The sequence below is a fragment of the Rubritalea squalenifaciens DSM 18772 genome, assembly GCF_900141815.1.
GTDB lineage: Bacteria > Verrucomicrobiota > Verrucomicrobiia > Verrucomicrobiales > Akkermansiaceae > Rubritalea > Rubritalea squalenifaciens.
Map to the genome: position 1 here is coordinate 342,527 of NZ_FQYR01000005.1, position 15,568 is coordinate 358,094.

Sequence of the window (15,568 nt, forward strand, 5' to 3'; positions counted from 1 at the left end):
TTTAATCAGTGTTAATTAGGTGTGTTGATCACGGAGGAGGCCTCCGTCAGGGATCTGCAGCCAGTGAGAAGCATGGCTACTTCGAGTTCGTGCTGTAGCAGGCGTAAAACGTGGGCCACTCCTGTAGCTCCGGCTACGCTTAGTCCGTGAAGGATGGGGCGTCCCAGAAGAACGGCATCTGCCCCCAGCGCGATGGCCTGGAGTACATCCGTTCCTCTGCGAATCCCTCCATCCACGAGGATGGGGATTTGTTTGTCGATCGCTTGGGCGACCAGGGGTAAAGCTGTTTTGGTGGGCGGGAGGAGATCCAGTGTCCGGCCTCCGTGATTGGAGACGATAATGGCATCGCCTCCATGCTCCACGGCGAGACGGGCATCTTGAGGGTGAAGAATCCCTTTGATGATGACAGGTAGTCCAGAAAGCTTCTTGAGCCATGCGATGTCTTTCCAGTTGGGGAGGCTGGATAAGAAACGGGGATCCAGCGCGTGGCTCATGTTTGGTGTCGGGCGCATGCCATGCAGGTTCACGGCGGAAATGCCAGGGGGTAATTGGAATCCGGCACGCTGTTCTTGGTTTCGGATTCCGTTGATCGGCGCGTCTACAGTTAGGACCAGAGCTTGGTAGCCTGCACGCTTGGCTCTCAGAACCAAGTCGGCTGTGAATTCCCGGTCGTGCTGGATATAGAGCTGGAACCAGAGGGGGGATCCCGCTGCTTGAGCGGCTATCTCCTCAAGGGGGGTGCTGGCTTGGGTGCTGACTATATATGGGGTATTCAGAGCGCTGGCAGCTGTGGCCGTAGCCAGCTCGCCCTGTTCGTGAAAGAGTCGATGATAAGCGGTGGGGGCGATCATTAAGGGGCTGTCAAGCTTCATCCCGAGTAGGGTGGTCTGCGTGGAGGCGCCCTGGGCTTGTGTCATAACACGTGGCCAGATAGTGGCGTTCGCCCAAGCCGTGATATTCGCCTCTAAACTGTGCTGATCCCCGGCACCACCTTCCAGATAGGCGAGGGTAGTGCGGTCTAGCTGTTCGTTAGCTAGTTGCTGGTAATCAATGAGCGATACCGCTGTTGGTGGAATTTGATCAGCCATGGTTAGATATTTATCAGAGGCAGATGTGGTATAGCTCTGCTGCTCTGGTTCTGCTTGCGGCTGTTTGTCAAAGATTAGCGGTAGGATGACATTCCCCTAGTCATAGGGCTTGCAGGAGTATGGCCAAGCGGGGTGATAAGATCTGGTCGAGAGATGGTTACAGAAAATGTCAAAAATTCCCATTTTTCGGATTGCCAGAGGGGGATTCATTCCCATACTCGCCCCGCCAAAATAGACCCTAAAAAAGGCTTGTGAAAATTTTCACAAGCGATACAAGCACCGAAACGTCATGGCTAATTACTTTCCTCGCTGGACCAATCTCCTGCCACTCAAGATAGCGATCTGTGTAGGATCTGTTGTAGGTGGCCTCGTGTTGGCCTTTACCTACTACGCGACTCCTAAGACTCAACGTGTTGGGTATCAGCCTTCGCAGCCGATCCCGTACGATCACGAATTGCACGTTAAGCAATTAGGTCTGGATTGTCGTCATTGTCACAGCTTCGTTGAAGAATCTGGTCACGCAAACGTGCCTTCCGCGAATACCTGCTGGAACTGTCACCGTCACGTGAAGACCGATAGCGAGCGTCTTGTTCCTCTGCGTCGTGCTATTGATCCTACATACGAGGGTTACACAGGTGAGCCAGTCAAGTGGGTGCGCGTTCATAGGTCTCCAGACTACGTTTTCTTTGATCACTCAGCACACCTTAGCCGCGGTATCTCCTGTGTGAGCTGTCACGGTCAGGTAAATGAAATGCCTGAGGTTTATCATGCCAAGTCCCTCTCAATGGATATGTGTATCACCTGTCACCGTAGTCCAGAAGAGCACATTCGTCCGCTTGAGGAAGTCACTAATCTTGACTTCATTGCCAAGGACTATATCTCCGCCCGTCCAGAGCTGGCAGAAGAGATCGAGAAGTTCAGCGCTGAGCACGATCTGAAGCTCAAGCCGCACGGTTCTCAGAAGGAGGCACAAGTTGCCCTCGGTTCCTTGCTCAAGCACAAATGGTCAGTACAGCCTAAAGAGAGCTGCTTCACTTGCCACCGTTAATATTTTTCCAACCTTTTCAAACACCGAACCAATTTCGCCAAAATGAGCAAACGCAAATGGCATCATCCTGAAGTTCCTGCTGGGGAGCGCGTCACTAAAGTATGGCGCAGTGCTGGTGAACTCGAAGATACACCTGCTCTTCGTCAGTGGGTAGATCGTGAGTTCCCTCGTGCAGCAGAGTCCATGCGTGACGAAGACGACCGTGAGTCTACACGTCGTGACTTCCTTAAGGTAATGGGGGCATCCACCGCATTGGCCGGTTTCGGCTTGGCAGCTTGCCGCCGTCCGGTTGATCTGATTGTTCCTTTCGTAGATGCTCCAGAGTGGGTGATTCCAGGTAAGCCACTCTACTACGCATCTTCCATGCCAAGTGCTGGTGGTGCTACACCACTGATGGTGACTACCTACGAAGGTCGTCCTACCAAGCTTGAGCCAAACCGCATCCACGCTGAGGGTGGTGGTACAGACTCATTTGTTCAGGCATCCGTGCTCGATCTTTATGATCCTGCTCGCTCTCGTGATTTCCTTTCCAAAGGTTCCAAGATCAGCCGCGATGAGGCGATCAAGAATCTCTCCGGTCTCGTGAAGAGCGGTAAAGTTGGTTTTGTCTTCGGTGAAGATGACTCCGCAACCCGCACACGTCTCCGCAAGGATCTGGCCGCTAAGTACACAGGTGCCAAGTTCTACAGCTACGAAGCACTCGCTGGTCAAGGCCGCAAAGCTTCCGTGGAAGCGACCTTCGGCTCCGGTGCTGAGGTTGTTACTGATTTCTCCAAGGCTAAGCGCATTCTCTCCGTAGACTGTGACTTCCTTGAGCTTGATCGTCAGGGTTCCGTGAAAGGGTTCTACGATCTCCGCCACGTCAACAAGCGTGACTACTCCGAGAAGGATGCCACCAAGAGTGTTGCTGGTATGAACCGTCTCTATATGGCGGAGCCTACCTACTCGCTCACTGGTGGTCTTGCTGATCACCGTGCGCCACTGGCTCCTAGCCAGGTTGGTCGCTTCCTCTCCCAAGTAGCACAAGAGCTTGGTGTTGCAGTCGATAACATCCCTGGTGGTAAGTTCGACGGTGACAAGGCCAAGTGGATCACTGAGTGTGTTAAGGATCTCAAGAGTTCAAGAGGTGAGGCGGTTGTCCTCCTCGGTAGCCGCTATGCGAAAGAGCTTCACGACCTTGCTTTCCTCATCAACCAGAAGCTTGGTGCTTATGGTAAGACTCTCAAGGCCGTCCAGACTGAGAAGGCTGGTCTTGGCGATGTAGCTGGCCTTGTCCGCGACATCGATGCAGGTAATCTCGATACCGTCATTCTTCTCACCCCTGCCAACCCACTCCTCGAGAATCCAACTGTCGAACTTAGCGACAGCAAGAAGGTTTCTCTTGCGGATGCCCTTGGCAAGGTGAAGGTGGTCCAGTGGGGTACAAGCCTCAATGCGACTGCTAATGCAGCTGATCTTCACATTCCAGCCGCTCACTATCTTGAGAGCTGGGGTGATACTTACTCATCCACTGGTGTCTACACCGTGGTTCAGCCAATGATTCTTCCACTCTATGGTGGTATCACTGAGCTTGAGCTTCTCAGCGGACTTCTTGCTGATCAGGTTGAGCTTCACGACTCCATGGCTGACGCCAAGGCGGTATCACCAGGTTACTACGCAGTGCGTAAGACCTTCAAAGGGATCAGCAAGGTTAGTGGTGAGCGTGCCGAAGTAGCTTCCTTCAAGAAGCTTCTCCGTGAAGGTTTCCTCGCTGACGCCAGCTACAGCGACATCACTGGCGGTGCCAAGCAGGTTTCCGTGCCAGCGCTCAAAGAGGTTTCTGCTCCTACCGAGAAGGGTCTCGACATCATTTTCCAAACTGACGCATCCCTCAAGGATGGTCGTTACATCAACAACGCCTGGCTTCAGGAAGCTCCGGATCCAGTATCCAAAGTTTGCTGGGATAACGCGCTCTACATGTCTCCAGAGACTGCCAAGAACCTTGGTATCTACGAGGAGCTTGTTAAGCTCGAGAAAGCAAGCCAAGCATGGTGGGGCTTCGGTCCTGACATTAAGAAGACCGATGTCCCTGAAGAGGGTGAGGGTCCTAGCCTCTACGCTCCAATGGCTTCCGTTACCGTCAACGGTAAGGAACTCGAAGCACCAGTTATCGTTTCCTTCGGTATGGCAGACAACGTGGTCGCAGTAGCACTCGGTTACGGTCAGGCCTACGACCAGCACTTCGGTGATCAGTTCAAGGGTGGCAACCCTTCCTTCTACGACGGTTCCGCCATCACTCCACAGAACGTTTCTTCCGTTGGTGTAAACACAGGTTTCGATGCTTACCCACTTCGTGGAACTAGCGATTACTTCACCACTGGTGCAGTAGTTTCCCGCAGTAAGTCCGGTAACACCTACAAGATGGCACGTACTCAGGAGCACCACTCCATGTACGGCCGTGCGATCGCTCGTGAAATCTCCACCATGGATGATGAATACGGCGGGCACAAAACTGATTTCGCAGGTCAACTTAAGAAGGTGCAGAAGCAGGGGATGGATTCCCACGCTCCTGAGAATATCTCTCTCTACAAGCCAGAAGGTGCAAAAGATCCTAACGATCCAGACAAGCGCCTTCCACACCTTTCCGACAAGTCCCACCAGTGGGCGATGTCTATCGACCTCTCTGTCTGTAACGGCTGTAACGCCTGTCTCGTAGCCTGCCAGGCTGAGAACAACATCCCAGTTGTTGGTAAGACTCAGGTCGCCATGGGCCGTGAAATGCACTGGATCCGTATGGACCGCTACTTCGCAGCTCCAGACGAGAAGAAGGCAGAAGGCAAGGACGAGTGGTTGACCGCTCCTGAAATGATTCCTCAGCCAGTAGCTTGTGTGCAGTGTGAAAGCGCTCCATGTGAGACCGTTTGCCCGGTGAACGCCACCGTTCACACCGAGGACGGCCTTAACTCCATGGCATACAACCGCTGTATCGGTACTCGTTACTGCGCGAACAACTGCCCATACAAGGCACGTCGTTTCAATTTCTTCGATTACAACAAGCGCAACCCAGTTATTCACAAGAACCTTTACAAAGGTCCATTGGGTGAGAAGCAGGTTGGTGATTCCAAGCACCTTCAGCGTAACCCGAACGTTTCCGTTCGTATGCGTGGTGTCATGGAGAAGTGCACCTACTGTGTACAGCGTCTTCAGACCGCTAAGATCGAGGCCAAGCAGAACACCAAGAAGAAAGCACTCGCGGGTGCTGGTTCAGTCAATACCGAGGTTTCTCCTCAGGACCTCATGTCCAAGACTGACGCAGTGCGCGTAGCCTGTCAGGACGCATGTGAAGCGGGTGCCATCGTCTTCGGTAACCTCCTTGATCCGAAATCTACGATCCGCCGCATCAAGGACGAGAACAACAAGATCATCAATGATCGTGCCTACGATCTCCTCAACTACATCGGTACACGTCCTCGTACGAGCTACCTTGCTCGTGTGAAGAACCCGAACCAAGACATGCCTGGAGCAAAACTTGTCGGTCGTGCAACTATCCACATGCACTAAGAGGACCGTTTCTAACCATTCATCACTTAATTTCTAAATACTGAAATCATGGCTGACTCAGCAACAGCAACCAAGGGCGCGGAAGGCTCCGAGGACAAGAATTTCAAGCTTCCAGTACTGGAGCGTGAAAAGCTTATCCTGAACAACCGTTCCTATCACTGGATCACTGAACGTATCGCAGGCATCGTCGAGAAGCCTCAGCCACTGCTTTGGTGGTTGCTCTTCATCCCATCTGCATTGATCGCCCTGATCGGTGTTGGTGGTGGTCTGTCCTACCTCGTATCAACAGGTGTTGGTGTGTGGGGGAACACAAACCGCACCATGTGGGGCTGGCCGATCGTTAACTTCGTTTTCTGGATCGGTATCGGACACGCCGGTACATTGATTTCGGCGATTCTCTTCCTGACGCGTCAGAACTGGCGTACCTCGATTAACCGAGCGGCGGAAGCGATGACAATCTTCGCGGTATGTTGTGCGGGTATCTTCCCAGCCTTCCACGTGGGTCGTGTATGGATGGCTTGGTTCCTTGCCCCGATTCCTAACGCGAACGCCATCTGGCAGAACTTCAAGTCACCACTTCTTTGGGACGTATTCGCGGTATCGACTTACTTCACCATCTCTCTGATTTTCTGGTACCTCGGTATGGTTCCTGACCTTGCAACCATCCGTGACCGTGCCAAGCCAGGCATCCGCAAGCTTCTTTACGGAATCTTCTCTCTCGGATGGCGCGGCGGTAACCGTCAGTGGAGCCACTATGAAATGGCTTACCTGCTTCTCGCAGCACTCTCCACTCCACTCGTTCTTTCCGTTCACTCCATCGTTTCCTTCGACTTCGCGACATCTACAGTTCCAGGATGGCACACCACCATCTTCCCGCCATACTTCGTGGCAGGTGCGATCTTCGGTGGTTTCGCAATGGTGATCACCATCATGGTGCCAGCCCGTTCTATCTACGGCCTGCACGATGTGATCACAATGAAGCACATCGAGAACATGTCCAAGATCATCCTCGCGACAGGTACGATCGTTGGTTACGCCTACCTCATGGAGCTCTTCGTGGCTTACTACTCCGGTGCTAAGTACGAAATGGAAGCCTTCAAGATTCGTATCACTGGTCCTTACTGGTGGGCCTACGTTTCCATGATGTTCTGTAACGTGATTGCTCCACAGGCATTCTGGTTCAAGAAATGCCGTGAGAACCTCTGGGTCGTCATGACCATCTGTATGTTCGTGAACATCGGTATGTGGTTCGAACGTTTCGTGATTATCGTGACCACACTCCCACGTATGTGGCTGCCAGGTGACTGGAAGTACTACGAGGCATCCCCAGTGGACGTCATGACCTTCGTAGGAACCATCGGTATGTTCCTAACACTGTTCCTTCTCTTCCTGCGCTTCCTTCCATGTATCAACATCGCTGAGGTGAAATGGACACTCCTCGAGAGTGACGCTCACTTCGACGACAAGAAGGCACATCCAGACAAGGGTGTCGCTAGCGAGCCATCCTATCAGTACGAACTCAACGTGAATCCCAACGTCGAGTGCTAAGCCAAACCATCGGAATTTAACTTTAGACCAACTCCAATATCGTGAGCACAACAGTCAAAAGAGTCTACGGCTACCTCGCCGAATTCGAAAGCGCATCTGCCCTCTACAAGGCAGCTGAGAAAGTGCGCGACGCCGGATTCAAGAAATGGGATTGCTACTCATCTTACCCGATCCACGGAATGGATCAGGCCATGGGCATGCGTCGTTCCATCCTTCCATACTTCGTATTCTTCGGAGGTTCCACTGGTTTGCTGACCGGCTTCAGCTTGGCCTTCATTACTCAGGTTTTGATCTACCCAACCGTAGTTCAGTCCAAGCCTGCTAACATCTTCACCACAGCGGCGTTCTTCCCGATCATGTTTGAGCTTACGATCCTGTTCTCAGGTTTCACCGTGCTCTTCTGCTTGCTCGGCCTCATGGGGCTTCCTCGCCTCAACCACCCGCTGTTCGCCAGCCGCCAGTTCCACCGTGCTACTGATGATGGCTTCTTCATCGCCATCGAGGCTCGCGATCCGAATTTCTCCGCCGAAGAGACCAAGGCCCTCCTCGAAGAGGCAGGTGGCCGCAACATCGAACTCGTCGAAGAAGAGGACTAAGCAACTCACCAACCAACACTTCTAAAGATTTAAGCAAATGCGATACTTCTTTCTCATCTACGCCCTGGTAGTGGTGCTCGTAATCAGCATCTTCGGTTTCCGTGGCGAAAAGTTCAAGCAGTCTCCTATCCGTATTTTCCCAGATATGGATGAGCAAGACCGCGTGAACTACCAGGCCAAGTCCGACTTCTTCCACGACGGCATGGGTTCCCGCCAGCCAGTTGACAAGACTGTGCCACAGGGTCTCAAGCCAATCTCTGAAGCAGGTGAAGTTCAAGCTGATGGTTTCACTAACGATGTCACTTACTTCCAGACTGGAATGATCGACGAACAGTTCTTCGGTCAGGGTCTTCCTGTCAAGGAGCTCGATCTCACTGAGGAGACTGCTGAGGCTTTCCTCAAGCATGGAGCCACAACCTACGACGTTCATTGCTCACGTTGCCACGGTGAATCCGGTAACGGTAAGGGTGTGCTCCACGAGTACGGTCTCCCGGGTATTGCAAACTTGGTGACTACCAAGCTCAGCGATGGAGCCATCTTCAACATCATTACAAACGGCCGCGGTAACATGGGTCACTTCAAGCACAACTTGGATCTCCATGATCGCTGGGCAGCCGTTGCCTACATTCGTACGCTTCAGTACTCACGCAGTGTTCCTAAGGAACTCCTTGAGAACACAGACGCTACCGAAACCAAGTAATTTCTAAATTTTCCCAACACACTCAACATTTTAAAGTCCCATGGCACATCACGTCACATCCAAGGACATCCCGGCTAACGGTGAAAAAATCGCGAAGAGCAAGGTAGCTCTTCTCCAGATGATTTCACTGGGAGTATTCGTAGTCGGAGCCATTGCTAGTTACTGGTTTTTCACTAATGAAACATTTGGTAGCGGTTATGCATATTCCTGGCTCTTCGCTTTCATCTTCTTCATCACCTTGGCGCTGGGTGGTTGCTTTTGGACCACGCTTCACCATGTGACCAACTCCGGTTGGGGGGTGAGTGTCCGTCGTCTGATGGAAAACCTCGGTTTCGTTTTCCCATTCATGGCGATCATCGCCGTTCCTCTTCTCATTCCATCCGTTCAGGACGACCTTTACGAGTGGATGAACCGTTTGCGCTTCGTTGAACAGACCGTTGAAGCCAAGGCTGTAGTGGTTGACGGTGTCAAAGATGGTTACAAGGCTGTACCAGTTGCTGGCTCTGAGAACATCGATCAAAACAACCCTGGTGGTGGTTACACTTCACCAGCTAAAGAGCAGCTTAAGGCGACACATGATGCCCATGATCACCTTCTAATCAATAAGCTCTGGTACATGAATCTCGAGTTCTGGCTCGGTCGTGTGATCTTCTTCTTCGTGGCCCTCGGAGCAGGTATCTACTTCTTGCGTAAGATCTCTATCGCGCAGGATACCGATCCTAACCCGACAACTCGCCGACTGATTCTCGCCCGTAAGCTTTCCTGCGCAGTCATGCCTGTCTTCGCAGTTGTGGCTACCTTCATCGCCTTCGACTTCATGATGGGTACTGACTACAAGTGGTTCTCCACCATGTACGGTGTGTACTTCTTCGCAGGTTGCGCGCTGAACTCCATGGCAGTTCTGATTCTCGCTCTTACGTGGCTTCGCTCCAAGGGTTACCTTCAGACGGTTACCAGCCCTGAGCACTACCACATCATGGGTAAACTCATGCACGCCTTCGTGATCTTCTGGGCCTACGTTTCTTTCTCCCAGTTCATGCTGATCTGGTACGCCAACATCACCGAGGAAACATCCTACTTCCTCCTTCGTAATAGCTCTGACGGAAGCACAAACTGGAACCTCTGGAGTACTCTCCTCGTCTTCCTTCACTTCGCACTTCCATTTGCGATTCTCCTTCCTCACTACATGAAGAAGAAAATCAAGTTCATCGTGCCGATCTGCATCTACTTGCTCATCATGCACATCATGGATCTCTACATCGCGATCATCCCTGAGCGTGGACCATCACTCTCAGTCATGGACAAGCTTGCTGAGACCAATGGCGACATTCTTCTTACAGCTAACTATCCTGCTTACTTGGGGGACATCGTAGCCTTCATCACAGTGGGTGCCTTCTTCCTCTTCATCTTCGTGCGTAACATCGCAAGTGCAAACCTCTATCCGAACCGCGATCCACGCATCCTTGAATCAGCTAACCTGCACAACTAATTAGCCGATCAATCGAAACCATTAACGCAATACAATTTCATGGAGCCTAACTTAAGAGATACACCGCTTCGCCGTTTCAACACCTTCTGGTGGGGCTTGGCACTGTTCGTAGTTTTTGCCCTCGTTGCATTTATTCTTCGCGGAATCGACAGCGACGAAATGTCCACAGCAGAGACGGAGCGTGGTAAAGAGCGTACAGCGATCCTTGAAAAGGTAACTGCTGAGCAGCTAGCTGAGCGCGACACCTATAAGGAACTTGGCGACGGCAAAGTGCAGGTCAAGCCGACCCAAGTATTCGGTCTTGCCAAGGAAATGGGCCTTCTCGAGGAGCCAAAGGCTTCCGAGGCAAAACACAACATGAAGTTTAAATAAGTCTGGATTATTTCCAGGTTTTCTATCCTAGACATCTTTCTAACCGACCAACCAATCATCTGATTCATGTCAACTGAGTTCACAAGTCAACAAGTGGAAGACACGAAGTTGAGAGCGGAAATCGACCGCTCCCTCCGTCACCCAGTGATGTTCTTCTTCACCAGTGGAGCGGCCTGGCTGGCAGTATCCCTGCTTCTCGGCATCATTGCTTCCGCAAAGTCCCATTCTCCTGGTTTCTTGGGTGATTGTGCGATTTTCAACTATGGTCGTGTTATGCCGGCACACATGAGCACCTTCATCTACGGTTGGTGTGCTCAAGCAGCCTTCGGTACCATGATCTGGCTGATGGCCCGCCTTTCTCGTCAAGAGTCCCGCAAGGCAGGCTTCATCCTTGTTGCAGGTCACGTCTGGAACTTGGTCGTTGCTATTGGAACCATTGGTATCCTTCTCGGTGGAGGCACAGGTAAGCCTTGGATGGCTTTCCCAACTGGGGTCTGGCCAGTTCTTCTCGCTTGCTACGCAGCGATCGGTATCTGGTCTGTGATTGCATTCCGTGTTCGCCGCGGTGGTCACGTCTACATCTCTCAGTGGTACATCCTGGCAGCTCTCTTCTGGTTCCCATGGGTGTTCATCTCCGGTAACCTCTTCGTCAATACCTTCGTTGAGAGTGGTAACCCAGTAATGGCTGCAGCGATCAATGCCTGGTTCCGCTCCGGTCTTCTCTACCTCTTCTTCACCCCAATTGCTGTAGCAAGTGCTTACTACATCGCTCCTAAGGTAACTGGTCGTCCGGTATACTCCTATAAGCTCGCTCTTCTTGGGTTCTGGGCTCTCGCCATCATCGGCCCATGGGCTGGTATGCAGAGACTCATGGGTGCTCCAATCCCAGTCTTCCTCCAGTACGCAGGTGCTGGTGCAGCGATTCTTTTCATCATTCCTTCTCTTGCTGTGGGGGTTAACATCCTCAAGACAGCTGGTGGCAAGCAGAGTGCTATCGCTCACTCCCCATCCCTTCGTTTCACCATCGCAGGTATCGTAGGTTTCGTGGCTACTACAGTGACAGGTGCACTCCTCTCACTACCATCAGCACTCAAGTACACCCAGTTCTCCATCGCGAACTACGGTTTCGAGATCCTAGCACTCTATGGATTCTTCTCCATGTGCATGTTCGGTGCGATTTACTTCATCGTACCACGTGTGACCAACCGCGAGTGGCTTTCCAGCGGCCTGATCCGTCAGCACTTCTGGCTCTCCCTGTACGGTGTTGTCTTCATCGGCTTGTTCTGCTCCATCCTTGGTGGTTTCATGCACGGATATAGCTTGGAGCAAATAGGTGAGCCACTTAAGGCCGCTCACGACCGTCTCTTCCCATACGCAGTAGGTGTGACTACAGGCTGGGTGTTCGTCTGCATCGCCAGCGCATTCTTCTGCTGCCACCTTCTTCTCATGTGGCTCCGCCTTGGTCGCCGCAGCAACCATCCTACACTTCTTGTTCACGGTCCAGCTCACAGCCCACACGGTCCAGAGGGTGACATCGAGGAACTCGAAGCAGCAGGCAAAACCGTTTACTAATCATTTTTAAACTTTCTCAACATCCAACGCTTTACTGAAATCCATGACAGTTAAGACATTCTTCATCGGCCTCTTTGCTAGCTTTGGTATTCCATGGCTGGTTCTGGTTGCCATCCCATTCTCTAAAATGCGCTCCATCGAGCCTGTTGAGTATGATGAAATGGCGGACGGCAAGACCGGCTTCTACCAACACAAGACCAGTGGTCGTGCACAAAACGGATCCATCATCTACGGACAAGAAGGTTGTGCTACATGCCACAGTCAGGTAGCTCGTCCAACTTATGCTGGTAACGACGTTCATCAGAATGACCTCGCTGGTATCGCCAAAGATCCTGAGCGTGGTAACACACGCCGCGAGAGCAACCTCTGGGACTACTCCAATGAGCAGTACGCGTGGATCGGTGAGACTCGCATTGGTCCAGACCTTAGCAACTTCGGTCGCCGTGTGGAAATGCTCGCCCATGAGCATAACAAGGCTGCTGCAGAAGCTCTGGATGTCGAAGTGAATGCACTTCCTCAATCCAAGCGTTTCGATGCTCAGAAGTACGTTCTGACACGTCTGTTCAATCCTAGACTTGTACCACATCGTGACTGGTCCAACTGTCCGTCTAACCGCCAATTCTTCACTGAGAAGAAAGTCTACGGCCAAGGTTCAGCAAATGCGATTCCTGTAGAAGGTGAAGAAGAGGGAGTTGAGATTATCGCTGATGATGAAGCGATTGCTCTCGCTGACTACCTCCTTAGCCTCAAGCGTGACGGCGAGGTGCCATACAGCATCAACTACCGCCGCGATAAAGTTAAAGCCTCTGAGAAGAAGTAATTTTCCTGGGTCTCTGTGCCAAAGGTATAGAGGCCCGATCACACCCAACTGATAAGAATTCCAATGTCATCCGAACCATCACCAGTAGATCCTAAGAAGCCGGATCTTGAGGAAAGCACCAACGTACGCGAAGCACACGCTGACGTTCTCCGTACTGCTACTGCGGCAGCACGTGAGCAACACTTGCGTGAGAACGGCTTGGAGCCAGTTTCCGTTTGGATTATGATCGCCGGTTTCATCGTAGCACTCGTTGGCGGAAGCGTTTTGCTCTCCAGTGGCGAATTTTTCTCCTACGACTCACTCGTGAGAGAGGGCTATGTGCAATCAATCAATGAAGGGGGAGATCCAGAAGATCCAACTGCTCCAGTCATCGATGCCTACATGAAGAAGGGTGGATCTATCTACGCAACTCGCTGTGCATCCTGCCACACACCAGGTGGTACTGGTGACGGGGCTAACTTCCCACCACTTGCAGGTTCTGAGTGGGTCAATACTTCCGGCGCTGTTCCATCACTTGTTATTCTGCACGGTCTTGCTGGCCAAATTGAAGTTGCAGGGAAGACATACAACGGCAACATGCCTCCAATGGGGGACGGCCTCACAGACTTCGAACTCGCGGCTCTCCTTTACTTCATCCAGAACAGCTGGGGTAACGAAGTTGGCAAGATCTACGGCCCTGAGCAGATCGCTGAAATTCGCAAGATCGCTGACAGCGTAACTGGCGGACAGACTACTGCCGAAGAACTTAAGAAGCATCTCGATCAGGAACTCCCAGGTGAATACCTCACCGAGGACAAACAAATTAATCTCAAGACTGGAGAAGTCGTTGACGCAGCCCAGTAATCCATTTATCCGACCGCAACATTTAACCACGTGATCCTATGAGTGACCATCACGACGACCACCACAATCCAAACTTTATCCAGAAGTACATCTTCTCGACCGACCACAAGATGATCGGTATCCAGTACGGTATTACCGCACTCTTGTTCCTTCTGTTCGGTTTCTTCCTTATGATGGTAATGCGCTGGAGCATTGCCTATCCAAACGAGCCGCTTCCAGAATGGCTTGGTTGGGTATTCACTGACGAGTGGAAGGGCCGCTGGCTCATCGACGGTAAGGTGACAGGGGAGACCTACAACATGTTCGGTGCAATGCACGGAACCATCATGGTTTTCCTTGGTGTAGTTCCTCTTGGGTTCGGTGCCTTCGGTAACTACGTGACACCACTTCAGATTGGTGCTCCGGATATGGCCTTCCCGAAACTCAACATGATGTCCTACTGGCTATACCTTATCGGTGGTCTCATGATGTGCGGATCTTTCTTCCTCGAGTCTGGTACTGCAAAGTCCGGTTGGACTAACTACCCACCACTCTCTGCACTTGCTGACTCTCAGCATCCGAACCAGTTCTTCACTGGTCAGACCCAGTGGTTGCTCGGTCTGGTCATGCTGATCAGTTCCTCTCTTCTCGGTTCCGTCAACTTCATCACTACCATCATCAACCTTCGTGCGAAGGGGATGACCTGGATGCGTATGCCATTCTTCGTATGGGCGATGCTTGTGACTGGTTTCCTTCTTCTGCTTGCCTTCCCTCCACTTGAGGTAGCTGGCATCATGCAGGTGGTTGACCGTTTCTTCGGTTCCTCCTTCTTCCAGCCAACTGGTCTCTACACTTCTGCACAGGGTGTAGTCGAGCAAGCTGGTGGTGGTTCACCACTTCTCTTCCAGCACTTGTTCTGGTTCCTTGGTCACCCTGAGGTATACGTTCTCCTTCTTCCAGCGATTGCCTGTGTAGCGGAAATCATTCCTTGTAACACACGTAAGCCACTCTGGGGCTACAAGTCCATGGTGTACGCTGTGCTGGTACTTGGTTTCCTCTCCTTCATCGTGTGGGCTCACCACATGTACCTGACAGGCATGGGACCATCTGTTTCCACCTTCTTCCAGACCACGACGGTTCTGATCTCCGTCCCATCTGTGATTTTGATCACCTCCATGATCATTTCCCTATGGGGTGGTTCCATCCGCTTCACCATGCCAATGATCTGGGCCTGTGCCTTCTTGCCGATGTTCGGTATCGGTGGTCTGACCGGTCTTCCACTGGCATTCAACCTGGTGGACCTTCACCTTCACGATACCTACTACGTGATCGGTCACTTCCACTACGTGGTTGCTCCAGGTATTCTCTTCGGTCTCTTCGCAGGTATCTATCACTGGTACCCTAAGATGTTCGGTCGTCACATGAACAACTTCCTTGGCCATCTTCACTTCTGGCCATCACTGATCCTCATCAACTTCGTGTTCTTCCCGATGTTGATCCAAGGTATGGCTGGTTTCCACCGCCGCTGGTACAATGGTGGTGATGCCTATGTGCAGGACAAAGGTGGTGAGAACGTATACGGCCAGACAGTGGCTGAGTACATCGACCTCAACCAAGTCATGTCCGTAGCGGTATTCCTTCTCGCCCTCGCTCAGCTTCCGTTCATCATCAACCTCTTCACTGCTTGGTTCTCAGGCAAGAAAGTTACTAGTGATAACCCATGGGATGCGACAACTCTCGAGTGGGCGACACCAACGCCTCCAGGCCACGGTAACTTCACTTTCGACATCGCAACTTACCGCGGTCCTTACGAGTACAGCCGTCCAGACCGTGAGGAAGACTTCACACCACAGTGGGAGGCTCCTAAAAAGCCAAGTACTGAGCCATCAACTGAAGAACCAGTAGAGGCGAAAGACGCTCACTAATCATCCCTTCTAGCGAATTAGATCATTTAAACACTGACCATAGTTCTT

The 15,568-nt window shown here is 52.0% G+C and carries 12 protein-coding genes; 11 read left to right on the plus strand and 1 reads right to left on the minus strand.

Annotation, left to right across the window (positions count from 1 at the left end):
- Positions 1 to 11 precede the first annotated feature (11 nt).
- Entirely contained in the window at positions 12 to 1,088 is a 1,077-nt protein-coding gene (locus tag BUB27_RS14790) for an alpha-hydroxy acid oxidase (RefSeq protein ID WP_143184634.1), read from the minus strand.
- Between the two features lie 289 nt (positions 1,089 to 1,377).
- Between BUB27_RS14790 and BUB27_RS14795 the strand changes: the two genes are divergently transcribed.
- From BUB27_RS14795 to BUB27_RS14845, 11 genes are all read left to right on the plus strand, one after another.
- Positions 1,378 to 2,136: a cytochrome c3 family protein gene (locus tag BUB27_RS14795; RefSeq protein ID WP_143184635.1), complete on the plus strand. Its 759-nt coding sequence runs from the start codon at positions 1,378 to 1,380 to the stop codon at positions 2,134 to 2,136.
- Between the two features lie 42 nt (positions 2,137 to 2,178).
- Positions 2,179 to 5,676, plus strand: coding sequence for a TAT-variant-translocated molybdopterin oxidoreductase (locus tag BUB27_RS14800; protein WP_143184636.1), 3,498 nt, complete (start codon positions 2,179 to 2,181; stop codon positions 5,674 to 5,676).
- 48 nt (positions 5,677 to 5,724) lie between these two features.
- Positions 5,725 to 7,224 carry an NrfD/PsrC family molybdoenzyme membrane anchor subunit gene (gene nrfD / locus BUB27_RS14805; protein WP_143184637.1) on the plus strand — a complete coding sequence of 500 codons (1,500 nt, stop codon included), beginning with the start codon at positions 5,725 to 5,727 and terminating at the stop codon, positions 7,222 to 7,224.
- Between the two features lie 41 nt (positions 7,225 to 7,265).
- The gene (locus tag BUB27_RS14810) at positions 7,266 to 7,820 is read left to right on the plus strand and encodes a DUF3341 domain-containing protein (RefSeq protein WP_143184638.1); all 555 of its coding nucleotides are present in this window, start codon (positions 7,266 to 7,268) and stop codon (positions 7,818 to 7,820) included.
- Positions 7,821 to 7,857: 37 nt separating this feature from the next.
- Positions 7,858 to 8,520 (plus strand): c-type cytochrome, encoded by a 663-nt coding sequence (locus tag BUB27_RS14815; RefSeq protein ID WP_143184639.1) that lies wholly within the window; start codon positions 7,858 to 7,860, stop codon positions 8,518 to 8,520.
- Positions 8,521 to 8,560: 40 nt separating this feature from the next.
- Entirely contained in the window at positions 8,561 to 10,009 is a 1,449-nt protein-coding gene (locus BUB27_RS14820) for a hypothetical protein (protein ID WP_143184640.1), read from the plus strand.
- A gap of 39 nt (positions 10,010 to 10,048) precedes the next feature.
- Positions 10,049 to 10,381, plus strand: a complete 333-nt coding sequence (locus BUB27_RS14825; RefSeq protein WP_143184641.1) for a hypothetical protein — start codon at positions 10,049 to 10,051, stop codon at positions 10,379 to 10,381.
- 66 nt (positions 10,382 to 10,447) lie between these two features.
- Positions 10,448 to 11,953 (plus strand): cbb3-type cytochrome c oxidase subunit I, encoded by a 1,506-nt coding sequence (locus BUB27_RS14830; RefSeq protein ID WP_143184642.1) that lies wholly within the window; start codon positions 10,448 to 10,450, stop codon positions 11,951 to 11,953.
- A gap of 43 nt (positions 11,954 to 11,996) precedes the next feature.
- A complete protein-coding gene (locus BUB27_RS14835; RefSeq protein ID WP_143184643.1) occupies positions 11,997 to 12,773 on the plus strand; it encodes a cytochrome c family protein in 777 nt (258 codons plus the stop codon).
- A gap of 63 nt (positions 12,774 to 12,836) precedes the next feature.
- A complete protein-coding gene (locus BUB27_RS14840; protein WP_143184644.1) occupies positions 12,837 to 13,616 on the plus strand; it encodes a c-type cytochrome in 780 nt (259 codons plus the stop codon).
- Between the two features lie 38 nt (positions 13,617 to 13,654).
- Positions 13,655 to 15,520, plus strand: a complete 1,866-nt coding sequence (locus BUB27_RS14845; protein ID WP_143184645.1) for a cytochrome c oxidase subunit I — start codon at positions 13,655 to 13,657, stop codon at positions 15,518 to 15,520.
- The last annotated feature ends 48 nt before the right edge of the window (positions 15,521 to 15,568 follow it).

Excerpts from the sequence above, each read along its gene's own strand:
- BUB27_RS14790 (WP_143184634.1), bottom strand. The coding sequence starts at position 1,088 with ATGGCTGATCAAATTCCACCAACAGCGGTATCGCTCATTGATTACCAG.
- BUB27_RS14795 (WP_143184635.1), top strand. The coding sequence starts at position 1,378 with ATGGCTAATTACTTTCCTCGCTGGACCAATCTCCTGCCACTCAAGATA.
- BUB27_RS14800 (WP_143184636.1), top strand. The coding sequence starts at position 2,179 with ATGAGCAAACGCAAATGGCATCATCCTGAAGTTCCTGCTGGGGAGCGC.
- nrfD (WP_143184637.1), top strand. The coding sequence starts at position 5,725 with ATGGCTGACTCAGCAACAGCAACCAAGGGCGCGGAAGGCTCCGAGGAC.
- BUB27_RS14815 (WP_143184639.1), top strand. The coding sequence starts at position 7,858 with ATGCGATACTTCTTTCTCATCTACGCCCTGGTAGTGGTGCTCGTAATC.
- BUB27_RS14820 (WP_143184640.1), top strand. The coding sequence starts at position 8,561 with ATGGCACATCACGTCACATCCAAGGACATCCCGGCTAACGGTGAAAAA.
- BUB27_RS14825 (WP_143184641.1), top strand. The coding sequence starts at position 10,049 with ATGGAGCCTAACTTAAGAGATACACCGCTTCGCCGTTTCAACACCTTC.
- BUB27_RS14830 (WP_143184642.1), top strand. The coding sequence starts at position 10,448 with ATGTCAACTGAGTTCACAAGTCAACAAGTGGAAGACACGAAGTTGAGA.
- BUB27_RS14835 (WP_143184643.1), top strand. The coding sequence starts at position 11,997 with ATGACAGTTAAGACATTCTTCATCGGCCTCTTTGCTAGCTTTGGTATT.
- BUB27_RS14840 (WP_143184644.1), top strand. The coding sequence starts at position 12,837 with ATGTCATCCGAACCATCACCAGTAGATCCTAAGAAGCCGGATCTTGAG.
- BUB27_RS14845 (WP_143184645.1), top strand. The coding sequence starts at position 13,655 with ATGAGTGACCATCACGACGACCACCACAATCCAAACTTTATCCAGAAG.